The sequence below is a fragment of the Micromonospora sp. IBSANI012 genome (genome assembly GCF_052814045.1).
The window spans coordinates 3,540,607-3,563,560 of the sequence record NZ_CP199933.1 but is presented as its reverse complement, the minus strand read 5'-3'; the positions used below and the strand labels follow the sequence as shown (position 1 = coordinate 3,563,560).

Here is a 22,954-nt window from a genome sequence, read left to right as displayed (position 1 = left end):
TTCGAGTGGGGCGAACCAACAATGGGGGAACGATGCCGAGCGTGACGACGGCAGTACCGGCGATCGGCGCCTTGGTCGCGGTACGCGGTCAGCGGTGGGTGGTCAGCGATCTGCACGAGGGTGAGCACAGCACCCTGGTCAACCTGCAGAGCGTCGAGGACGGTCGCTACGGCCACCACCTGGACGTCATCTGGGAGGTCGAGCCGGGGCGCCAGGTGCTGCCCAGCGGCTCGCTGCCCGACGTCACCGAGGGAAAGTTCGACTCGCCGCAGCGGCTCGCCGCCTTCCTCGACGCGGTGCGCTGGTCGGCGGTCACCTCCGCCGACGTGAAGACGTTGCAGTCCCCGTTCCGCTCCGGTGTCGCGATCGAGGACTACCAACTGGAGCCGGTGGCCCGCGCGGTCGACGCGCCCCGGGTCAACCTGCTGCTCGCCGACGACGTCGGCCTGGGTAAGACCATCGAGGCTGGTCTGGTCGCCCAGGAGCTGCTGCTGCGCCAGCGGGCCCGGCGCATCATGATCGTTTGTCCGGCCGGTCTGACCCTCAAGTGGCGCGACGAGATGGCCGAGAAGTTCGGCCTCGACTTCACCATCATCGACGCCGAACGCTGCGCCACGGTCCGCCGGACCCACGGCTCGGCGGCGAACCCGTTCGAGGTCTATCCGCTGAGCATCATCAGCCTGCCTTGGCTGCGTGGCCAGAAGGCGCAGCGCCTGCTCGACGAGGTGCTGCCGGCCGACGGCCCCACCTACCCGCGTACCTTCGACCTGCTGATCCTCGACGAGGCGCACCACGTCGCCCCGGCCGCCCCCAAGCAGGTCTACGCGGTCGACTCGCAGCAGACCAAGCTGATCCGCCGGTTGGCACCGCACTTCACCCACCGGCTGTTCCTCTCCGCCACCCCGCACAACGGCTACCAGGCGTCGTTCACCGCGCTGCTGGAGATCCTCGACAACCAGCGGTTCGCCCGGGGTGTCGAGCCGGACCAGTCCGCGGTGCGGGACACGGTCGTCCGGCGGCTCAAGCGCGACGTCACGGACGCCGACGGAAAGCCGCGCTTTGTGGAGCGGGTCGCCACCGCGATCCCGGTCACCTATCCGGAGAGCGAGCGGCAGATCCATGCCCTGCTCACCGAGTTCGCCGAGCTGCGGCGTAAGCGGCTGCACTCCCAGCGTGGACGTAAGGCGACCGACCTGGTGACGCTGCTACTCAAGAAGCGGCTCTTCTCCAGCCCTGCCGCGTTCGCGCACACCGTCGGCGTCTACCTGGAAACCCTGCGCAGCCGCAAGGCGCCCGCCGTCCTGCCGGCCGACGACGACGTACCGGAGTGGATGGAGGACTTCTTCGACGACGTCGCCACCTATGCCGACGACCAGCTCGCCGAGGCCGAGGACGACGCGCTTGGCCGGACCCGGGCCATGCAGCCCGACGCCACCGCCGACGAGATGGCCCTGCTGGAGAAGATGTACCAGTGGGCCGAGGGGAAGGAGGCGCTGCCGGACGCCAAGGCCCGCGAGCTGATCACCTACCTCAGCGCGGTCTGCAAGCCGGATGGCCGGCACTGGACCAACGAGCGCGTCGTGGTCTTTACGGAATACCGCGACACCCAGATCTGGCTGGCCGAGCTGCTCCGCCAGGAGGGTCTGGCCGGGCAGGGGCTCGTGCTGCTGCACGGCGGTACGCCTGCCGAGGAGCGGGAGCAGCTGCGGCTGGCGTTCCAGGCCGACCCGACGAAGCAGCCGGTGCGCATCCTGCTCGCCACCGACGCCGCCAGCGAGGGCATCGACCTGCAGAAGTACTGCCACCGGCTGGTCAACTACGACATCCCGTTCAACCCGAACAAGCTGGAGCAGCGAATCGGTCGGGTCGACCGGTACGGCCAGACGACCGCCCCTGAGATCAAGCACTTCGTGGGTAGCGGCTTCGGCAAGGCCGTCGACTCCTACGAGGCGGACCTGGAGTTCCTGTCCCGGGTCGCCACGAAGGTGGCCCGGATGGAGGCCGACCTCGGTTCGGTCAACGCTGTGCTGGCCGAGGCCGTGCAGCGCCGGATGCTCGGCGAGCAGGTCACTGTGGATATCGACAAGGCGGGTAAGGCCAAGAGCACCCGCAGCCTGCCCACGGAGGCCAACCTGCGCGAGCAGGTCGTCCGGCTCCGGGCGGAGCTGGACAAGACCGTCGAGGAGCTGGGCATCACGCCGCCGGCCGTCAAGCGGGTCGTCGACACGGCGCTGGAGTTGGCCCGCCAGCAGCCGCTGAAGCGGCACATCGACGACCGGCACCTGGTCGACGGCCTCTACACCGTCCCGCCGCTGACCGGTTCCTGGCAGCGGGCTGCCGCCGGGCTGACCGCGAAGCTGCAGCGCGACGACGAGCCGCCCCGACAACTGCCGGTCACCTTCGAGCCGGCGGTGGCGAAGGGGCAGGACGAGATTGTGCTCGCCCACCTGAACCACCCGCTGGTCGCCATGTCGACCCGGCTGCTGCGCGCCGCCGTCTCCAACCCGGAGATCGGGCTGCACCGGGTCACCGCCGTGGTCAGCGACGACCCGGCACTGGAGGACGTGCTGGTCGGGGCGTACTCCCGGTTCGTGCTGGTCGGCACCGACGGCGTGCGGCTGCACGAGGAGGTCCTCTACGCCGGCGGCTGGGCGCCCGAGCACGGCCGGTTCCGCCGGCTGGAGAACCTCGGCACCCTCGGCGGCATCCTCGACCGGGCGCTCACCACCGGCAGTTCGGCCTCCGGCCTGGTTGAGGCCCGGCTCGCCGAGCGTTGGCCCCGCGTCGCCGACAGCCTGCTCGCCGCCATCGACTGGCGCACCACCACCCGCCGTGAGGCCCTGGAGCGCAAGCTCGACCAGCGGCGAGAGACCGAGCAGCAGCGCATCATCGACAACCTCGACCAGTTCGCCGCCACCCTGCGCGGTGCGCTCGCCGACGACGACGCCGAGGATGCGCTGTTCAGCGTCGCCGTCGCCGCGAAGAGCAAGGAAGAACTCGCTCAGTACCGCAAGGATCGTCAATCCTGGGAGGAACGCTTGTCGGCCCTGGAAGCCGAGCGCGACCGCGAACTCGCGGCCGTCGCCGCCCGCTACCGAGACCCGAAGCCGCACCGGTTCCCGGTGGCCGTGGTTTTCGTCGTGCCGAAGCGGGAGGCCATCCGATGAGCCGTACCTTCCGACGTCCCGCGCCCGACGGCGCCGAGCAGCACCGCAACTGGCTGAGCCTGGTCGAGGTCAGCGGCCCGTTCCTGAGCCTGCCGGTGCTCCGCGCCACCTGGCCGACCCTGGACGCGCTCGACAAGAAGACCCGCGAGCGGCTGCGGCAGGAGCACGCCACCTGGCAGGCCGACACTGCCGCGGGCCAGGAGCCCTGGACCGAGTACGTGCTGGGTGAGCTGCTCGGCTGGGGCGACACCCTGCACTTCGACGGACTCGATGCGCTCGTGCACACCGTCGTTGAGCACGACACCGAGCTGCGCCCGTCGTTCGCGCTCGTCGAGCCGGGCGAGGAGATCAAGCCCGACAGCGTACGAATGCTGGGCATGATCTGCCCGGCCGGCAGCCAGCCGACCGCCCGGACTCGTGATTCCGCGTGGGCGGCGACCCCCGTCGACCGGCTCGCTCACCTGTGCCGGCACCACAACATCGAGCTGGGTCTGGTCACCGACGGGCGCTGGTGGACGCTGGTCTGGGCGCCGCGCGGCGGCGTCACCACCACTGCCGTCTTCGACGCCGTGGCGTGGCCCGAGGCGGCCGAACGCGACGTGGTCCGCGCGTTCGTCTCGATGCTGTCCCGGCACCGGTTCTTCGGCGTCCCCGATGCCGAGCGGCTGGTGCCGCTGCTGCGGGCCAGCCTCGGCAGCCAGGAGGAGATCACCGAGGCGCTCGGCGTCCAGGTCCGCCAGGCCGTCGAACTGCTGGTGGCCGCGATGGGCCGCACCGACGTGCGGGACCGGGAACTCGGCGGGCGGGGCCTGCAGGACGTCGACGCGCACGATGTCTACCGGGGCGCTGTCTCCGTCATGATGCGGATCGTCTTCCTGCTCTTCGCCGAGGAACGCAAGCTGCTCCCCGCCGACAACGAGCTGTATGTGAAGGCGTACTCAGCGGGGCGGCTCTGCGCCGAGCTGGAACAGCGGGTCATCGAGGGTAGCGAGGAGGACCTGGAGCACAGCTCCGCCGCCTGGCACCGGCTGCTCGCCCTGTTCAACGCGGTCTACCGGGGCGTCAACCACCCCCGGCTCACCATGCACGGCCACGATGGCTCGCTCTTCGATCCGGAAGCCACCCCGTGGCTGCCCCTGACCATCGACGACCGGACCGTGCTGCACATGCTCCGCGCCGTGCAGTACGTCGAGATCGGCACCGGCCGGTCCCGGGAGCGCCGCACGCTCAGCTTTCGCGCCCTCGACGTCGAGCAGATCGGGTACGTGTACGAGGGCCTGCTCTCCTTCGAGGGCTTCCGCGCCGAGGACGTGACCGTCGGACTGATCGGCAAGGAAGGGCTGGAGGAAGAGGTTCCGCTCGCCGACCTAGAGGCCATTGGCTGGCTGGCCGACGACGTGCCGGCGCTGGCCGAGGCGCTCGCCGAGAAGTTCAAGGACTCGAAGATTGGGTCGGTTGCGGCGCTGACCAAACGGCTGGCACCGCTGCACGGGGTGGAACGCGAGGACGCCCGCAAGAAGCTGCTCGCGGTGACCAGCGGCGACTACCCCCTCTCCGAGCGGCTGCTGCCCTTTGTCGGTGTCATCCGTGAGGATCTCCGGGGTCTGCCCGTGGTGATCCTGCCCGGCGCGCTCTTCGTCACCGAGTCGGCGCTACGCCGCAACACCGGCACCCACTACACCCCTCGGGAACTCGCCGAGGAGGTCGTGGCGACGGCGCTGGAGCCGCTCGTCTACGAGCCGGGGCCGTTGCAGACGGCGGACACGACCCAGTGGAAGCCCAAATCCAGCGAGGAGATCCTCGACCTCAAGGTCGCCGACATCGCCATGGGCTCGGCGGCGTTCCTCGTGGCGGCGGCCCGCTACCTCGCCGGGCACCTCATCTCCGCTTGGGTGCGGGAAAGCGACGAGCGGGCGTCGGCGTACGACAGGCCGAGCGTCGACCGCGCCGTGGACGCCGACGCGGATCCTCTCGTGGTCGAGGCGAGGCGACAGGTCATCGAACACTGCCTCTACGGGGTGGACATCAACCCGATGGCTGTGGAAATGGCGAAGCTGTCCCTCTGGCTGGTCTCGATGGACCCACAGCGCCCCTTCACCTTTCTCGACGACCGCCTGGTCGCCGGCGACTCGCTCCTCGGTCTCGGCAACGTGGCGACGCTGCCCGGGCAAGCCGGACATGACCTGCGCCTCGATCGGGAGCTGTCCCAGGCGCTCGACCTGCGGCGGCGACTCGCCGCGTTGCCCGACAACTTGGCGAACCTGGCGGAGAAGCGGCGGCTCCTCGACGAGGTGCGTGCGGTGCGGCAGCGGGCCGACGCCTACGCCGATCTGGTCGTCGGGGCCTCGCTCGCCTCGGTCAAGCGCGGCCACGATCCCGTCGCAGTTGCCGAGACGGTCGGCAGGCTGGCGCAGCACCTCGCGCGTGGCGACGAGACAGATCCGCTAACCGCCCAGGCCCGGTCGTGGCTGGCCCTCGACCGGCCGGACGGGGGGTTCGACCGGGAGCCGCTGCATTGGCCGCTGGAGTTCCCCGAGGTCTTCGCGCGGAGCGGCTTCGACGCCATCATCGGCAACCCGCCGTTCCTCGGCGGAAAGAAGATCAGCGGTCCGTTAGGTGCGGCCTATAGGGAGTACCTGGCCACGGCGCTCGGACGCGGCGTCAAAGGAAACGCCGATCTGGTCGCCTATTTCCTGCTCCGCGCGCACGAGTTGCTCAGTCCCGGCGGGCAGACCGGGCTGATCGCCACCAACACTCTCGCCCAGGGTGATACCCGCGAGGTGGGGCTCGATCAGCTCGTTGCCGGGGGTGTCACCATCCGCCAGGCGATTAAGAGCCGGCCCTGGCCGTCGCGGTCGGCGGCGCTGGAGTTCTGCGCCGTCTGGACCAGCCGGGCCGCGCTCGGAGCCATCGCCGAGCGACGTGCCGACGGGGTGGTAGTCGCCGGCATCACGCCGTCCCTGAACGCCGAGTCGCGGGTGACCGGCAACCCGCACCGCTTGCAGCGCAACTCCGCCATCTCCTTTCAGGGCTCGAACGTTCTGGGGCTCGGCTTCACGATGGAGCCGAGTGAGGCTGCCGCGCTGATCGCCAAGGACGAGCGCAACCGCGAAGTCCTCTTCCCTTACCTGAATGGGCAGGACCTCAACTCCCGCCCCGACGGCTCCGCGAGCCGCTGGATCATCAACTTCGGCGAGCGGTCCGAGAAGGAGGCGAGGTCGTGGCCGGATCTTTGGCGCCGGGTCGAGCAGCTGGTTAAGCCTGAGCGCGTCACGAAGGACGGTCAGAAGTATCCGCGCATGGTTTACGAATGGTGGAAGTATTGGAACTCGCGGCCCGGAATGGTTCGGGCGATTGCGGGGCTGGAGCGGGTCGTTGTGCTTGCGCGCGTGAGCAAAACGGTCATGCCGGTGTTGGTCCCGACCAACCAGGTTCTTAACGAGAAGGTCGTCGTTTTCGCCACGGATGACGCGGCGATGCTTGCGTTGCTGTCGAGTGCGCCGCACTACTGGTGGGCAGCAAGTCGTAGCTCCACACTGAAGGCGGATCTCAATTATGCGCCGTCGGACGTGTTCGAGACGATGGCGTTGCCGGGGTTGACGCCTGAGCTGCGCGTACTCGGCGACCGGCTCGATACCTACCGCCGCGACGTGATGCTCAGCCGACAGGCTGGGCTGACGGCCACGTACAACCTGGCCTTCGACCCTTCCTGCCAGGACGAGGACATGGTGGAGCTGCGGCGCATCCACCGCGACATCGATGTGGCCGTCTGCCGCGCCTACGACTGGGGCGACCTGGTCGTGCAGGGCCTCGACCACGGCTTCCACCAGGCCGGCGCCTACACCCGCTACACCGTCGGCCTGGCCGTGCAGCGCGAGATCCTCGACCGGCTGCTGGAGCTGAACCACCAGCGCTACGCCGAGGAGGACGCCAAGGGCCTGCACGACAAGAAGAAGGCCGGACGCAAGACGCAACCCGGCCTCTTCTGACGCCCCTCACCCCGACCGGAGGTAGCTTCCGTGTTCGTCCCTGGGCACCTCACCCGACAGCAGGGCGTCGACCCGCGCGCCCTGACCTTCGCCGTCCTAAAGCTGGAAACCACCGGCCTGCACCCGAACCGGGGCTCCCGCATCTGCGAGTTGGCCATCGTGCGGATGCGCGGCGACGGCGTGGTCCTCGACGAGTACGCCACCCTGGTCGACCCGGGGCTGCGGATCACCAACGACGAGTTCCACGGCATCACCAACGCCGACGTCAAGGGCGCTCCGACCTTCCCGCAGATCGCCGGTGACGTGGTGGCCTACCTGAGTGGCGCGGTGGTGGTGAGCCACCCCCTGGAGTTCGTCGACAAATTCCTCAGCGCCGAGTTCGGCCGCCTCGGCGTGGCGCTGCCGCCGATTCCCGGTCTCTGCTCGCTGGTCACCGCTCGCACACAGCTCGACCGATGGGGATACAAGCTGGACCACGTGGCGAACCTGGTCACCGGGGAGTGGCCGTCCGCGCTGCCCTCCGCGCTCGGCGGTGCCCGGGCGCTCGCCGGGACGATCGCCCGCCTGGTCGGCGAGTCACCACAACCCCTGCACTGGCAGGGACCGCGCCCGGAGCCGCTACCGAGCCTGCCCCGCAGCGGAGTGGCCATCGCACCACGCGTCGTCGGGCTGCGCAAGGGCAGCGACGGATGGCTCGCCACCCTCACAGCCCGGCTGCCGTACCTGGCGAACCCGCCGCGACCGCGACCCGACGGGGTTCGGGACTACCGGGCGCTGCTCGCCCACGCGCTCGCTGACGGCCGGATCGTCGGCGAGGAGGCCGCCCAGCTCGCGACCCTCGCCATCCGGGCCGGGCTCACCCAGACGACCGCTCGTCAGGTGCATGAGGAGTTCCTGGCCGACGCGCGCGCCCGCGCCGAAGCCGACGGAGTCGTCACCACCGCGGAGCTCAGGGAGCTCCAGCGGGCCGCCAAGGAACTCGCCGCATCGCATCTCATCAGTGACCTGGAAGAGGCCGCCGCCGCGAACCGGGCCAAAAACAGCGGGCCGCTGCGCGGTTGGCGGATCATGCCGGTCGGCGATTCGGCCGCCATGACCGAGGTGGTCGACTACGCCGTCGAACACGGCGCCAAGGTCGCCGTGAACCTCACCAAAACGGTCCGGTTGGTGGTCAGCGACGGCGCCGCCCCGGACGATCCGCGGATCGCCAAGGCGCTCGCTGCCGGCGTCGACGTGCTGACGGTGGAGCAGGCGCGCAAGCTCCTCGAAGGCGAGGCCGCGAAGGTCGGTGGGGGGCTGTTCGTCGACTCGGCCGGTGAGCAGGTCGCCGGCCGGCTCGCCGCCGAACGAGCCGCCGCCACCCGGTCTTCCCGGCCCGAGTGGCACGAGTTCTGGCGGCCTCGGGAGTTGACCCCCGCCGAGTACCGCGCCCGGTTCGTCGACCGCCGCGACGACTGGGATGAGGCCAACCGCGAAATTCGGATCACCGTGCCTGCCCCTCGGCACATGCAACCCGGTCCGGTGCCGGGTGCCCGAAAGGCGCCGGTTGCCGAGAAGAAGAGCGGGTGCGCGGCTGCCTTTCTCCTCGGCGGTGCCATCCTCGTTGGTGTCGCCGAGCTCGTCCGGCAGGTGGTTGCATGACTGCCAAACGACCGCTACGACCAGCCTTCCTGCATGACCCAGCGGATCGGCTTGATCGCGCTCACCCGGCTGCCCATACCGACGAATTTGAAGTCGACCGTCGCGATGTCGACGACCTTCAGACGTTCGGCCACGGCGAGCACCATCGCATCGACGTAGCCGAGTGGAGCCGACACGAGTTGGCGTACCAGGCCAGCCGCGCGGCGGTCATCGTCGGTCGGGCTGATGATGGTGTAGTCGGTCCCGGCGCTCGTCACCGCATCGAGAAACTGCAGTTCCAGCGCAGGTCCGTTGCGCACGTGGTTGCGCAGGAAGTTGCAGGTCTCCCCGAGCACAGGCTCAGGGGATCAGGAGCTGTCCGGGCCACTCGGTCAGCAGCCGAACGCAGTGCGCGTGGTGGCGGTCTCCCCGGTCGAATCGCGGCGAGCCTCGGCCATGATCTCGCGGTACCGGGCGGACAGGTCCTGCTCGCCGGTGTTGACGAGCCCGACCCACGGGAAGCGACGACGGACTGGCCCGTAGTCGATCGAGGCCACTTCATTCATGAGACAACGGTAGACCAGAACACCATGAGGCACAGGAAGGCTCGGCCGATGCAGGAGCAGCGTTCCATACCCGCTCTGGACACCCAGGTTGTGGTTCGATGACCCGTCAGCAGGAAAGCCTGTTTCCGCACCCCCGTGGCGAGCAGCAGGCGCTGTCCCTGTCCGGCAGCGACGACGTCGACCACCAGGCGCTCATCCCGCCGCTCGACGTACCGCAGACGTTCCCCGAGGCGAGCTCCTACCAGGTGCGCGACGAGCTGGAGGAGCTGATCGGGCGGGACCTGCTCGGGCCGTGGGACGGTGAGCACGAAGAGTTCCGGCCCGGCGCCATGGGGCCGCGTGAGCGCTACCTCGTCGGCATGCTCGGCCCTAAGCAGCGCCCGCGCTCGGACCGTCGTGAGGCGGCCGAGGTGGCGGACGTGGACGCCGCCGTCCAGGGCGACGGCGCGGAGCCCGAACTGCCCGAGGTGGTCACCCCACAGAACCTGGGCAAGATGTGGGCCTCGTCCGTGGGCCTGTCGTTCGCCGTCCCCGGCGACGTCGACGTCCTCACCGTGACCGCCGAGTGGGGCCGCTACGACCTGCGCGAGTCCGAGGACGAGAAGGGCAAGAAGCGCCGGATCTGGTACCGCGAGCCGGTGTCGTACCGCAAGGAGGTCCGCCTCGACAGCGAGTCGTCCTACCGAATGCCGCTCACCGTGCCGGACGAGGACGATCCGGGAGTGCACCTGGCCGTCGAGGTCCGGCCGCGCGATGGCCGCCGGGTGGTGCAGATCGCACTGATCAACACGCAGTCCGAGGTGCCCAGCAACGGCGACACAACCTGGTTGTTCCAGGCCGCCCTGACGGTGAGCGCGCTGGACGGCGCCGCCGCCGTCTTCCTGCCGATCGACGACCCGCTGGACGGGGTGCAGGGCGTCGGTGACGATTTGGAGGAGACGCACCTGCGGCTGCTCTACCGGTCGCAGCGCCGCTATGCCTCCGGCCGCAACGTCGCCGTCCACCCGTCGGTACGCGAGGGCGAGCGCTGCGCGCACCAGCTCGCCACCACCTGGCTGCCCACCCACAACGTGCCGGCGACCGTCGCCCAGGTCGGCGCGGACAGCGGCCTGGCCGGCGTGGAACTGTCCATGGACGCCCTCGCCACCGCCGACATCGACCGGCTCCGCACCCGGCTCGCGCCGCTGGCCGACGGGTACGAGGACTGGCTGGACGACGAGGAGGCCAAGATCCCTGGCCTGCCGGAGCCGCTGCGCCCGGCGGCCGTGACCGCCGTCTTCAACGCGCGCCGGGCGGCCGAGCGGATCCGGGCCGGCATCGCGCTGCTCACCGATCCAGAAACCGAGAAGCACGCCGACGCCATCGCCGCTTTCCGCTTCGCCAACGAGGCGATGGCGCTGCAACGTCGACACAGCGAGGTCGCCCGGCTCCGCGAGGAGCAGGGCCTGTCGTATGCCAAGGCCAGGGCAGCCATCGACGCGCGCGGCGCCGCGGCCGCCTCCTGGCGCCCGTTCCAGCTCGCGTTCGTACTGCTGAATCTGCCGTCGATCACCGACCCGGCGCATCCGGAGCGGGCCGCCGACCGGGACGCCACCGTCGACCTGCTCTTCTTTCCCACCGGTGGTGGCAAGACGGAGGCCTACCTCGGGCTGACCGCCTTCACCTTCGCGATCCGCCGTCTCCAGGGCGTGGTCGGGGCCGGTGCGGACGCCCGCAGCGGCGCGGGCGGTGTGGCCGTGCTGATGCGGTACACGCTGCGGCTGCTCACCGCGCAACAGTTCCAGCGGGCCGCCGCCCTGGTCTGCGCCGCCGAGGTGCTGCGTCGGCAGGCGGAAAGCACCTGGGGTGCGGAGCCGTTCCGGATCGGCCTCTGGGTCGGTGGCGGGGTGTCGCCGAACTGGTTCACCGAAGCCTCCGAGCAGATCGCGGAGGCGCGTGAGGTGGGCAACGGCAAGTTCACCAACGTCCTGCAGACGTTGAGCTGCCCGTGGTGTGGGTCGAAGCTGCGCGCCGAGCGTGACCTGACCGTCCGCGAGGACGAGCGGCGCGTCCTGGTCTTCTGCCCCGAGGCCGAAGGCGCGGAGGCCTGCCCGTTCTCCCGGACCCGCTCCGCCGAGGGCCTGCCGATCCTCACCATCGACGAGGAGATCTATCGGTACGCGCCCAGCCTGGTCATCGCCACCGTCGACAAGCTCGCCCAGCTGCCCTGGCGGGGCTTCGCCGGGATGCTCTTCGGCCGAGTCCGGGAGCGTTGCCCCCGGCACGGCTACCGGCACGACGACCTCGACGCGAAGACCGCCTGCGGGGCCCGGCACAACAAGAAGGGAAAGCTGCCGGCCGTCACCAGTGAGCCGGTCGTCCGGCTGCGCCCGCCGGACCTGATCATCCAGGACGAGCTGCACCTCATCTCCGGTGCGCTCGGCACCATCGTCGGCCTGTTCGAGGCGGCCGTCGACCAGCTCTGTACCTGGTCGCTCCCGGGCGGCCGCGAGGCCGGGCCGAAGATCGTGGCGTCCACGGCGACCACCAAGCGGGCCCGGGAGCAGGTGCTCGGCGTCTTCGGCCGACAGCTCGCCGTCTTCCCGCCTCCGGTCATCGACATCACCGACACGTTCTTCAGCCGGCAGGTACCGGTCACCGTGCAGAACCCCGGCCGCCGCTACCTGGGCGTCTGCGCGCACGGCGTCCGGATGAAGTCGGCAGAGATCCGCCTCTCCGAGATCCTGCTCATCGCCGGGCAGACCCTCTTCGACACGTACGGGCAGCCGGCCGACCCGTACATGACCACCGTCGGCTACTTCAGCGCCACCCGTGAACTGGCCGGCATGCGCCGTCTCCTCGACGACCAGGTCACCACCCGCGTCCGCAGCCACGGCCGGCGCAAGGGCCTCTCCGACCGGATCGCCGGCACGCAGATGCTCAACGTGCAGGAACTCACCTCCCGGGTCTCCTCCGCCGACATCAGCGAGGTGCTCAAGCGGCTGGAGAACGGCTTCGACCCGGAGCTCGACACCTCTGCCCGACGGCGGGCGGTGCTGGAGGACATGCGGGACGCGTTCAAAGCCAAGACCGCGTCGAACCCGAAGCTGTCCCTGCACCCGGTCACCCAGAGCTTCTACCAACGGCAGGACGAGAACCGGGTGCCGGTCGACGCGGTCCTCGCCACCTCGATGCTCCAGGTCGGTGTCGACGTGTCCCGCTTCGGCCTGATGGTCGTCACCGGGCAGCCGAAGAACACCGCCGAGTACATCCAGGCGTCCTCCCGGGTCGGCCGCGACGCGAAGCGGCCCGGCCTGGTGGTCACCCTCTACAACTGGACCAGGCCGCGGGACCTGGCCCACTACGAGGACTTCGAGTACTACCACGCGACGTTCTACCGCCAGGTGGAGGCGCTGTCGGTCACCCCGTACACCCGGCGGGCGCTGGACCGGGGCACCACCGCGACCCTCGTCGCGGCCGTGCGCAACGGCGAGGACAGCTTCTCCCGCAACACCGACGCCCACGACGTGCCGCTCGACGGTCCGGAGGTGCAGCGGGTCATCGGCCGGCTGCTGGCCCGCGCCGAGGCGATCAGCGGGACGCGCGGGCGCGACTACCTCCAGGAGCGGATCAACCGGCTCCGGGACAAGTGGAACGAGAAGAAGACCGGCTCGTCCCGGCTCGGCTACTCCGAGGGGACGTTCAAACAACAGAAGCTGGATGGCCTGCTGACCGTGGCCGGTGGCGGCCGATGGACCGACCTGACGGTCGGGCAGTCCATGCGGGAGACCGAGAACGAGATCAACCTGGTGCTGCCCGCCGGCGGGGAGATCTTCAACCCGCAGTACGGCACGCCGGAGTGGTCCTTCGGCCCGCAGACCGATGTCAAACGGGCCGAGGACCTGCCCGACGGGGATGAGCTCGGCGAGTCGACGCTGACCGGGAAGGGCAACTGATGGCCGCCAACTACTTCCGGCGGGTCGGTGCCGTCCGCCCCAGCCACCTGATGTTCACTACCGGCGTCGGCGCGATCGTCGACCTGCCCAACTTCTCCGTCCTGGTCCGGGGGCTCGACGACTGGAACTACTCGGTCGTCCCCGACTGGGAGGAGATCGTGGAGCCTCGGCTGCTCGCCGCCGTGCGGGCGCTGGGATTGCGTTCGGTCAAGGAGCTGCGTCCGGCGCCGTGGTTGGACGGTACCGACCGGGAGCCGACCGGCCCGGCCGGTCGCGTCGGGGTGCCGATCACGCCGTTTCCCGGCTGGTTGCGCTGCACCGCCTGTGACGACCTGGCACCGATCGACTCGAACGTCTTCGGCTTCGAGAACTCCAAGCCGCGTAAGCCACACGAGGCCCGCTTCTTCCACACCGTGTGCAGCCGCAAGAAGTCGGGGCGCAGACCGATGGCGGTGGGTGCCCGGTTCGTGCTTGCCTGCACCGCCGGCCACCTCGACGACTTCCCGTACGCCCACTTCGTCCACCAGGGTGGCGCCTGCCCGAACGCCAGCCATCCCAAACTGAAGATGGATGACCGCGGCGGCAACCTGGGCGCCAACGTCGAGATCAAGTGCGCCCCCTGCGGTGCCCGCCGCAACATGAAGGAGGTCCTCGGTCCACGCGGCGCGGAAAAGCTTCCCCTCTGCCGTGGCCGTCGGCCGCACTTGGGCGATTTCGGCCCGAAGGGCTGCGGCGGTGCCGAGCTGAAGCTCCTGGTCGTCGGCGCGTCCAACCAGTGGTTCGCGCAGACCCTCTCCGCCCTGGCCGTACCGCGTACCGGCGCGAGCGAACTCCAGGCCAAGGTGGAACAGCACTGGACCGCCCTGGAGGGTGTTCCGAACGTCGCCATGCTGCCGTACCTGCGGACGGTCGTGCCGGCGTTCCGCGAGCTGGAAAAGTGGAGCGACCAGGAGATCTGGGGGGCGATCGAGCGGCACCGCACCGGCGCCAAGGGCGACGAGGAGGAGAAGGGCTACCCCGACCTGCGTACGCCGGAATGGGAGATCTTCTCCGCCGGGCAGCTGCCGCCGGCCACAGACGACTTCACCCTCCGCCGCGACCCGGACGGTGTGCCCGGCGAGCTGAAGAACGTCTACGCCGACGTCATCCAGGCCGAACGGCTGCGCGAAGTCCGCGCGCTGGTGGGGTTCACCCGACTCGACTCGCCCGACCCGGAAGACCCCGACCTCGTCACCCGCGCGTCGCTGTCCAAGGGGGCGGCGACCTGGGTGCCGGCCAGCGAGGTACGCGGAGAGGGCATCTTCCTGCGCCTGCCGGAGGACCTGCTCGGCGCGTGGGAGCAGCGGATCGAGTACACCGAGGTCATGCAGGAACACCGGGACGCATACGCCCGGTTCCGCAAGAACCGCTACTCCGGCCGGATCGCCGGACCGTTCGACCCGATGCACCTCTGGCCGGGGGAGCGCTACATCGCCCTGCACACCCTGTCGCACCTGCTGATCCGCACCATCTCCCTGGAGTGTGGCTACAGCTCGGCCAGTCTCTCCGAACGGATCTACTCCGGCACCGACGCCGACCCGCAGCGTGCGGGCATCCTCATCTACACCGCCGTGCCGGACGCCGAGGGCACTCTCGGCGGGCTGGTGTCGCTCGCCGAGCACGACTCGCTTGTCCGGCTCACCCGGCGGGCCCTCGCCGACGCCATGCACTGCTCGTCGGACCCGCTCTGCGCCGAACGGCTGCCCCAGGACCCGGCGGACTTCCTGCACGGCGCCGCCTGCCACGTCTGCCTCTTCGTCTCCGAGACGACCTGCGAACGCGGCAACCGGTTCCTGGACCGGCGGTTCGTCGTACCGATCGGCAGGCCGGACCTGGCACTCTTCCCCGAGCTGCCGTGAACTGGCATCCGGCGTTCGAGGCGGCAGCGGAGGCTGCGGTGAACCGGCTCGGCCCGGGACACCTCCGGGTGCTGGCCGACCGCCTCGGCGACGGCTCGCCGGAGCAGGCTGTCCGGCACGCCGTCCCGGTGCCCGGCTTCGCCGAGGCGGCCGGGGCGGTGCTGGCCGGCCAGCGCGCCTCCGGGTTGCCGGGCGTGGAAGCGGCGGCCTACCTGCGCGGGCTGGCCGCCGGGCACGCGCAGCGGTCGGCGGCGGTACGGATCGAGTCGGTGTGGAGCGGGCCGAGCACCCATCCGGTGCCGGTCCGCGCCACCGCCCAGGTGCTGGTCGACCTGGTTGCCGAGGCCCACGCCGAGCTGCTGCTGATGACGTACTCCGCGAAGCCCTACCCACCGTTGCTGTCGGCGCTGGGGACGGCGGTCGGACGCGGTGTGGCCGTGACTGTCGTGGTCGAGACGCTGGCCGGGGCGGGCGGCGCGTTGAACGGGGCCGAACCCGCCGCCGCCTTCGCGAACCTGCTCGGTGTGCAGTTGTGGCACTGGCCGGTCGAGCGGCGAGCCGAGGACCACGCCAAGATGCACGCGAAGATCGCGGTCGCCGATCGCCGGCTGCTGCTGGTGTCCAGCGCCAACCTCACTCAGTCGGGGGTCAACCGCAACATCGAGGCGGGGCTGTTGGTGCGCGGCGGCACGGCACCCCAGCGGGCGGCCGAGCACATCGCGGAGCTGCAGACCCGTGGGGTGCTGGCCCGGCTCCAGACGTCCGGGCAGGGGTGGTGACCATGCCGGCTTCGGACGGCCCCACCGTCGCCACCGGCGACATCGCCCGGCTGGCGGGCGTCGGGCGGGCCGCGGTCAGCAACTGGCGCCGGCGCTTCCCCGACTTTCCGCAGCCCGTCGGCGGCAGCTCCGCGAGCCCTTTGTTCGCGGTGGCGGAGGTCGAGGCCTGGCTGAGCCGACACGACAAGCCGTTCCGACTCACCCCCGTCGACCGGGTCTGGCAGTCGCTGCGAGGCTCCGCTGCCGACCTGGAGCTGGGTGACCGAATCGGCAACCTCGGCGGCTTCCTGGTCTTCCTCGAACGGGATCCGGCCGGATGGAAGGCGCTCGCCGACCAGTCCGACGCCGTGGTGGCGGATCGGCTTGTCGAGGCCATACGCACGGCCGTACCGGAATTCGGACACCTCATCACCGACCTGCCAGGCCCGGACACGGTGACCATCGTCCGCATGGCCGCCGAAGCGGCCGACCAGGACGGATCCCGGGCCGCCTTCGACTTTCTCTGCGAGCGCTACCTGGAGGTCCATTCCCGCCGCCACACCGTCACACCGGCGGCGTTCGCCTCCATCATGGTCGCGCTGGCCGCGTCGGAGGCGGAAACCATTTTCGACCCAGCCTGCGGGATTGGCACCCTGCTGCTCGGCGCTGCCGGGGGCAGCGTCAAGGAGTTCCGCGGCCAGGAGGTGAACCGGACGACAGCCCGCATCGCCGCCGCCCGGCTCCTGCTGCACACCGGCGATTCCCGAGTCGCCCTGGCGGACTCGCTGCGATCCGACGCCTACGCGGGGGCCCTGTTCGATGCGGTGGTGTGCAACCCGCCCTTCGCGGACCGGTCCTGGGGCCACGACGAGTTGGCCGGCGACGCGCGCTGGGAGTACGGCCTGCCGCCCCGGGGGGAACCGGAGCTGGCCTGGGTGCAGCATTGTCTCCGGCACGTCAAGCCCGGCAGGTGGGTCGCGATCCTCATGCCGGGCGCTGCCGCCAGCAGGCGTTCGGGCCGACGCATCCGGGGCAACCTGCTTCGAGCCGGGGCGCTGCGCACAGTGATCTCACTGCCCGCGACCGGACCGACCGGAGCGGTGGCGCCGGATCTGTGGCTGATGCGGCGCCCCGACGGAGCACGGCGCCCCGACGAGGTGCTCATGGTCGATGCCAGCTCCGAATCCGCACATGCCATGCGGGCCTGGGCCGCCTTCTCCGCCGGATCCGACCTGCCGGGCGGGAGCCGGGCAGTCCAGATCATCGACCTGCTGGACGACCACGTGGACCTCGCCCCGGCACGGCACCTGGCTGCCGCCGGCACGCCCTCGTCAGCCTTTCCACCCGCTCTGGCGTCGCTGAGTGCCGCGGTTGATGCCCTCGTGCCGACCCTGCCCGACCTGGTTGGCATCCCGTCGCCCGACGCCCCGGTGATGACCACCATCGGCGAGTTGGTCAGGACGTGCGCGGTCACGATCCGGCAGGCTCCGATGAAGATGGGCACGGACGAGGGCGGACCCACGCCGGTGCTCACCGCCCGGGACGTCCGCCTCGGGCGCCCCGCCTCCGGGACAGCCGTGGCCCTGCCCGGTGCGGTCACTCTCAGGACAGGCGACGTGGTGACACCGCTTGCGCCGCGTGCGCCCGCCGTACGGGTCGTCACCGACGGCGGCCCGCTGCTCGGCCCGCGGCTCTACCTGCTCCGGGTCGACCCGGAGCAGGTAGACCCCTACTTCCTGGCCGGCTTCCTGCGGACCGCGCAGCGCGGCGCCTCCGGCGGCTCCTCTCTCGCCGGCCGACTCGACATCCGGCGGACCCGCATACCCCGGCTGCCCCTCTCCGCACAGCGCAGCCTCGGGGAGGCGTTCCGACGGTTGATGGCGTTCGAGGTGCGGTTGCGGGAGACGACGGCGCTGGGGGAGGAACTCGTCGAGCGCGGGTTCCTCGGTCTCGGCGACGGGAGCCTGCGTCCGACGACGGCGGCGGACTAGCCTGCCCATGCTGGGGGATCGAGAACGGGGAGGGCTGTCGCGGTGGGGACGCTGATCAACAGCCGGTACGAGCTGGATGACCTGCCCATCGCCCGTGGCGGCATGGGTGAGGTGTGGCTGGGGCACGACACCAAACTGGACCGGCACGTGGCGGTGAAGTTCATCCGCTTCCCGAACGGTGAGCAGGACAAGGACTACATCCGCCGGTTCGTCCGCGAGTCCCGGATCACCGCCCGGCTGGAGCACCCCGGTGTCCCGGCCGTCTACGACGTCGGGTCGCACGAGGGCCGGCCCTACCTCGTCATGCAGCGCATCCAGGGGATCAGCGTCGCCGACCTGGTGGCCGAGCAGGGTGCGCTGCCCATCGGCTGGGCGGCCGGAATCGCCGCCCAGGTCTGTGCGGTCCTCACCGCCGCCCACCAGGCCTCGCTCGTGCACCGTGATCTCAAGCCGAGCAACCTCATGCTCCAGCCCGACGGAGCGGTCAAGGTGCTCGACTTCGGACTCGCCGCAGCACCCACCCTCTCCGACTTCTCGAAGATCACGGCGACCGGGCTGCCGCTCGGCACGCCCGCCTACATGGCACCTGAGCAGATCGAGACCAACATCACCGGCCCCGCCACCGACCTATACGCGCTGGGCTGCACGCTGCACGAAATGCTCACCGGGGAGCGGCTCTTCAGCGGGTCCACCTCCTACGACGTGTGGAGCAAGCAGGTCACGCACCAGCCGCTACCGGTGCGCGGCGTACGAGACGACGTGCCCGCCGGCCTGGAAGAACTGCTGCTGCACCTGCTGCAGAAGAAGCCCGAGGACCGGCCGGAGAGCGCCCAGGTCGTCTACGACCGTCTCCTGCCCTTCGCCACCGGCCTCGGCCCGCTGCCGGGGATTCTCCACCCGCCGGCGACGGTGAGCCCCACCCGGATGTACGGCTCGATGCTGGGGAGGGTGTTCACCTCGGCCCCTCCGGTGCCGTCGGCCGAGCCGATCCGGCCGCCGACGTCGCCCGCTGAGCAGGCGCAGCCGCCGGCACCGCCCCAGCGGCGGCCCAGTGAAAAGTCGGGGATGGGGCGCTCGGATCTACGGCGCGCGCGAGCGGAAGCGGGCCGGCTGGTCGGGTCGTCCCGCTACGGCCAGGCGGTGGAAGTGCTCGCCGCCGCGGTCACGCCGGCGATCACCGCACTCGGGAGGACCGACGAGGACGTGGTGCGCGTCCGGCTCGAACTGGCCGACGCGCTCTTCGAAGAGGGCGACTACCGGCGGGCCGCCCCGGCGTACGAGGAACTCGCCGAGGATGTCGCCCGGGAAGAGGGGTCGCACGCCGATCTCTCGCTGCACTGCCGGCTCAGGGGTGCCACCTGCCGGGCCCTCTTCGGCGAGACGAGCGAGGCATTGCGGCAGCTCGAAGCGTTGGTACGGGACGAGTCCGAGGCGTTCGGCGCGGACGACCCGCGCACGTTGGAGCTGCGCCGCCAGATCGGCCTGCTCCAGCTCGGCGCCGGGCAGCGGCACGCCGCCGAACAGAGCCTGACCGGTCTCCTGGCGGATCTGACCCGCCTGCACAGCGCCACCCACCCCAGCGCCCGGGAGATCGCCGACCTGCTCTCCGGGCTGCGCCGGCCCGGCTCCCGATGACTCCGCCGGGCGCTACGAGGACCTGCCCTGCCGCGGCCGGTAGTGTTCGCCTCCGCCGCCATCGACCCACCACCCCTGGAGGTCCCCGCCCGTGCCCCAGCTCGCCTTCGCCAAAAGCTTCTGGGAGAGCTACGACGTCCTGGAGAAGCCGATCAAGGCCGGCGTACGCAAGGCGATGGCGAAGTTTCAGCAGCTCACCATCGCCGAACTGCACGCCGACAAGGGCCTGCATCTGGAGTCGGTGAACAACGCCCGCGACCCGAGGATGCGGACCATCCGCATCAACGACTTCTGGCGCGGGGTCGTGCTGGCGCCGGACGATGGCAGCGACACCTTCCTTCTGCTGAGCGTGGTGCCGCACGACGGCGCGTACACCTGGGCGGCGAAGCGCCTCTACACGGTCAACACGGCGACGCGGGCACTGGAGGTCCGCAACGTCGACGCCATCGAGCAGCTCACGCCGGCGCTGGAGAAAGCGGCGGCACAGGCACCGACGCTGCTCTTCGCCCGTCATTCGGACACGGTGCTGCGTGACCTCGGCATCGACGACCAGGTGCTGCGGGCGGTCCGTACGATCATTGACAAGCCGCAGCTCGAAGCGTTCGGCACACTGCTGCCCGAGGACCAGTTCGAAGTTCTGCAGTACCTCGCCGAGGGCTTCTCACCGGAGGAGGTCCACCGCGACCTCGTCGCCGAGCGCCGGCCGGCTGCCGCGACGCCGGAGCCGAGCGAGAGCCTGGCGGCGGCGATCGCCAACACCACCAGCCGCATCATGCTGGTGACCCGGCCCGACGAGCTGGCCGACATCCTCGACAAGCCGTTCGCCGCCTGGCGGGTGTTCCTTCATCCGTCGCAGCGGCGCCTCGCGTACCGGGTCTCGTACAAGGGGCCGGCGCAGGTGACGGGTGGTCCGGGAACGGGGAAGACGGTGGTTGCCCTGCACCGGGTCCGGCACCTGCTGTCCCGCTCGGCCGACAGTCGGGTGCTGCTCACCACGTACACCAATGCCCTGGCCGCCGCCCTGCGGGAGAACCTGGCGCTGCTCCTCGGCGACGAGAAGCAGCTGGCGCGGGTGGAGGTGACCACGGTCAACGCCTTCGCCAACCGCGCCGTGCGCAACCTCGCCGGGCGAGTGCCCACCCCGATCGGGGACGTGGACGAGCGGCAGATCTGGCGACGGGTGTGCCGGCGCCTGACCCTGCCCTGGACCGAGCAGTTCCTCGCCCAGGAGTACCGGCACGTCATCCTCGCCCACGACGTGCGCAACCGCGAGGAGTACCGCGCGGTCAGCCGGCGGGGGAGAGGGTCGGCGCTGGGCCCGCGACAGCGCGACCGGGTGTGGGACGCGGTGGAGATGTTCTCGACCGAGCTGACAGCGGCCGGCATCATCACCCACCTCCAGGTGTGCGCGCGAGCTGCGCAACTGCTCGGGGAAGCCGACCTCGGCGTCCACGGCTTCGACCACGTGGTGGTGGACGAGGCGCAGGACCTGCACCCGGCCCAGTGGCGGGTGCTGCGTGCCGCGGTGGCGCCCGGGCCCGACGACCTGTTCATCACCGGCGACCCGCACCAACGGATCTACGACTCCCGGGTATCGCTCAGCTCCCTCGGCATCTCCGTCGCGGGGCGCAGCAGCCGGCTGCGCATCAACTACCGCAGCACCGAGGAGATCCTGTCCTGGTCCATCAGCGTGCTGGTCGGGTCGCGGGTCGAGGACCTCGGCGGTGAGGGCGAGGACAGCCTCGCCGGTTACCGGTCGCTGCTACACGGCAAGCGACCTCAGGCGAACGGCTATCCGACGAGCCAGGCCGAGGTCGCGGCGCTCGTGAAGCGGGTGGGGGAGTGGCTGGAACAGGGCGTCCAGCCGAGCGAGATCGCGGTCTGCGCGCGGTTCAACACGGTGCTCAGCAGCGTGCAGGATGAGCTGACCGGGGCTGGGATCCCGGCGGTGCGGGTGCGGGACCAGCCCGGCGCGGACGTCAACGGGGTGCGGCTCGCCACGATGCACGCGATGAAGGGCCTGGAGTTTCGCTGCGTCGCGGTGGTGGGCGCCACGGCACGGGCGGTTCCCTTCGCCAAGGAGGTCACGCCGAGCGAGGTCGATCAGCTGCAGCACGAGAGCGACATGCTCAGGGAACGGTGCCTCCTCTTCGTCGCGAGCACGCGGGCCCGGGAGGCCCTGCACGTGTCGTGGAGTGGGCTGCCCAGCCCGTTCCTGTCGTTCGTCTCCGGGGGCCAGTCCAGGTGATTCGTGCATGCCGGTTCGTCGGAGCTGTAGCACTGAGGCATCAAGGCAAGGGACGTCGGGTCGAACTCGAAGGAGAAGGGCAAGACAGTGATCACAGCAGGAAGGGATGAGATGCGGGAGATCACAATCCGCCTTGGCGTCGTGAGCGAGGAGCGGTACGCAGACATCGTGAACGCGATCTGGATGCAGATGGAGGCGATCGGCTGCGACTTCACCGTCACTCCAGACGAGCAAGCTGTGCCAGCCCAGCTCGACAAGCGATGGGACGACTACAGCCAGGTGTCGTGGGAGGAAGGGGGTCGACGCGGCACCCCGCAGGCAATCGCCGCCGGTGCGGACCGGCGCGGCATCCGTGATCGCGTCGATTCGGGTGAATGACCGAATCGAGTGAGAAGCGCGAGTCGTCCTACTGAATTCGCCTGCGTCAACTGCGGCGATCACGTCTACGGCCGGGCGAACTCGCGCCACCGCGGTCCGGACATTGCGTGGTTCGTCCACTGTCGCCCGTGCGCAGCCTTGGCCGCCGACCAGATGGAACCGCTCGATTACCTACCGACGCACAGTGGCGTCAACATCCACCAGTGCCGGTACTGCGGCACCCACCGGGTCTGCCGTACCGGCTGGCGGACCCGGTGCCACGTCTGCCTGGACGAGCGCTCTTCCGGCCTAGCCCTTGCCGCCGGCGAGCAGCTGCTGTCCCGGCTGGCGCACGAGCCCGCTCTCGCGGACCAGGTTTGCCAATTCGCCGGCCTGACCGCCACCGCCGCCATCCCCGTGCGTGCCGCCGCCGAGTTTCAGGCCGCGGTCGCTCTCGGCGAGGAGCTCGACCGGCGTGGCCGCGACGGCTGGACCGACCTGGCTGGTGACGTCCACGGGCTCCCGTGGTACGGCGAGAAGCGGGGAATCTCGTCCCACGGAACCTGGGGTATTCACATCCGGTGCGGGTCATGGCAGAGGCTCGGCGGCCGGGCATGTACGGAGTGTCCGCCGGAGCAGGGCGACCGATCGTTCGCCGCGTTGCGGGACACGTCCTACTAGTGCTTTGTTAGGTTCGGTGGCGTTTGTTGCGGTGTAGCGGTTTCACGGGTTGGTGGCAGGTGAGGCAGGCGCCGGTCCAGGTCGCGAGGAGTCGTTGCAGCTCGCGGAT

13 protein-coding genes are annotated in these 22,954 nt (G+C 70.4%); 10 read left to right on the top strand and 3 right to left on the bottom strand.

Annotated features, from left to right (window positions below):
• The first annotated feature begins 41 nt into the window (after nucleotides 1-41).
• The 3 genes from drmD (at nucleotide 42) to ACTWM8_RS16490 (ending at nucleotide 8,797) form a co-directional block, all read left to right on the top strand.
• Nucleotides 42-3,167, top strand: a complete 3,126-nt coding sequence (drmD, locus tag ACTWM8_RS16500) for a DISARM system SNF2-like helicase DrmD (RefSeq protein ID WP_446209803.1) — start codon at nucleotides 42-44, stop codon at nucleotides 3,165-3,167.
• A 218-nt stretch (nucleotides 3,168-3,385) separates the two neighbouring features.
• Nucleotides 3,386-7,156, top strand: a complete 3,771-nt coding sequence (locus tag ACTWM8_RS16495) for an Eco57I restriction-modification methylase domain-containing protein (RefSeq protein WP_446209802.1) — start codon at nucleotides 3,386-3,388, stop codon at nucleotides 7,154-7,156.
• A 30-nt stretch (nucleotides 7,157-7,186) separates the two neighbouring features.
• Nucleotides 7,187-8,797 (top strand): 3'-5' exonuclease, encoded by a 1,611-nt coding sequence (locus ACTWM8_RS16490; protein WP_446209801.1) that lies wholly within the window; start codon nucleotides 7,187-7,189, stop codon nucleotides 8,795-8,797.
• Nucleotides 8,798-8,811: 14 nt separating this feature from the next.
• Here the strand turns inward: ACTWM8_RS16490 and ACTWM8_RS16485 are convergent, their stop codons facing one another.
• On the bottom strand, nucleotides 8,812-9,132 hold the full coding sequence (locus ACTWM8_RS16485; protein WP_446209800.1) for a hypothetical protein: 321 nt from the start codon (nucleotides 9,130-9,132) through the stop codon (nucleotides 8,812-8,814).
• A gap of 36 nt (nucleotides 9,133-9,168) precedes the next feature.
• Nucleotides 9,169-9,342, bottom strand: coding sequence for a hypothetical protein (locus ACTWM8_RS16480; RefSeq protein WP_446209799.1), 174 nt, complete (start codon nucleotides 9,340-9,342; stop codon nucleotides 9,169-9,171).
• 98 nt (nucleotides 9,343-9,440) lie between these two features.
• On the opposite strand from ACTWM8_RS16480, the gene drmA reads away from it, so the two are divergent.
• The 7 genes from drmA (at nucleotide 9,441) to ACTWM8_RS16445 (ending at nucleotide 22,185) form a co-directional block, all read left to right on the top strand.
• Nucleotides 9,441-13,277 (top strand): DISARM system helicase DrmA, encoded by a 3,837-nt coding sequence (drmA, locus tag ACTWM8_RS16475; protein WP_446209798.1) that lies wholly within the window; start codon nucleotides 9,441-9,443, stop codon nucleotides 13,275-13,277.
• Nucleotides 13,277-15,175, top strand: coding sequence for a DrmB family protein (gene drmB, locus ACTWM8_RS16470; protein WP_446209797.1), 1,899 nt, complete (start codon nucleotides 13,277-13,279; stop codon nucleotides 15,173-15,175). Before drmA ends, drmB begins: the two co-directional genes overlap by 1 nt.
• Nucleotides 15,172-15,954, top strand: coding sequence for a DISARM system phospholipase D-like protein DrmC (drmC, locus tag ACTWM8_RS16465; protein ID WP_446209796.1), 783 nt, complete (start codon nucleotides 15,172-15,174; stop codon nucleotides 15,952-15,954). Before drmB ends, drmC begins: the two co-directional genes overlap by 4 nt.
• 2 nt (nucleotides 15,955-15,956) lie before the next feature.
• Entirely contained in the window at nucleotides 15,957-17,924 is a 1,968-nt protein-coding gene (locus tag ACTWM8_RS16460; protein ID WP_446209795.1) for an N-6 DNA methylase, read from the top strand.
• Nucleotides 17,925-17,966: 42 nt separating this feature from the next.
• A complete protein-coding gene (locus ACTWM8_RS16455; RefSeq protein WP_446209794.1) occupies nucleotides 17,967-19,559 on the top strand; it encodes a protein kinase domain-containing protein in 1,593 nt (530 codons plus the stop codon).
• A gap of 91 nt (nucleotides 19,560-19,650) precedes the next feature.
• A complete protein-coding gene (locus ACTWM8_RS16450) occupies nucleotides 19,651-21,807 on the top strand; it encodes a UvrD-helicase domain-containing protein (protein ID WP_446209793.1) in 2,157 nt (718 codons plus the stop codon).
• A 111-nt stretch (nucleotides 21,808-21,918) separates the two neighbouring features.
• Nucleotides 21,919-22,185 (top strand): hypothetical protein, encoded by a 267-nt coding sequence (locus tag ACTWM8_RS16445; protein WP_446209792.1) that lies wholly within the window; start codon nucleotides 21,919-21,921, stop codon nucleotides 22,183-22,185.
• Between the two features lie 288 nt (nucleotides 22,186-22,473).
• On the opposite strand, the gene ACTWM8_RS16440 is transcribed toward ACTWM8_RS16445, so the two are convergent.
• Complete coding sequence (locus tag ACTWM8_RS16440) at nucleotides 22,474-22,680, bottom strand: hypothetical protein (protein WP_446209791.1); 207 nt, start codon at nucleotides 22,678-22,680, stop codon at nucleotides 22,474-22,476.
• Between the last annotated feature and the right edge of the window lie 274 nt (nucleotides 22,681-22,954).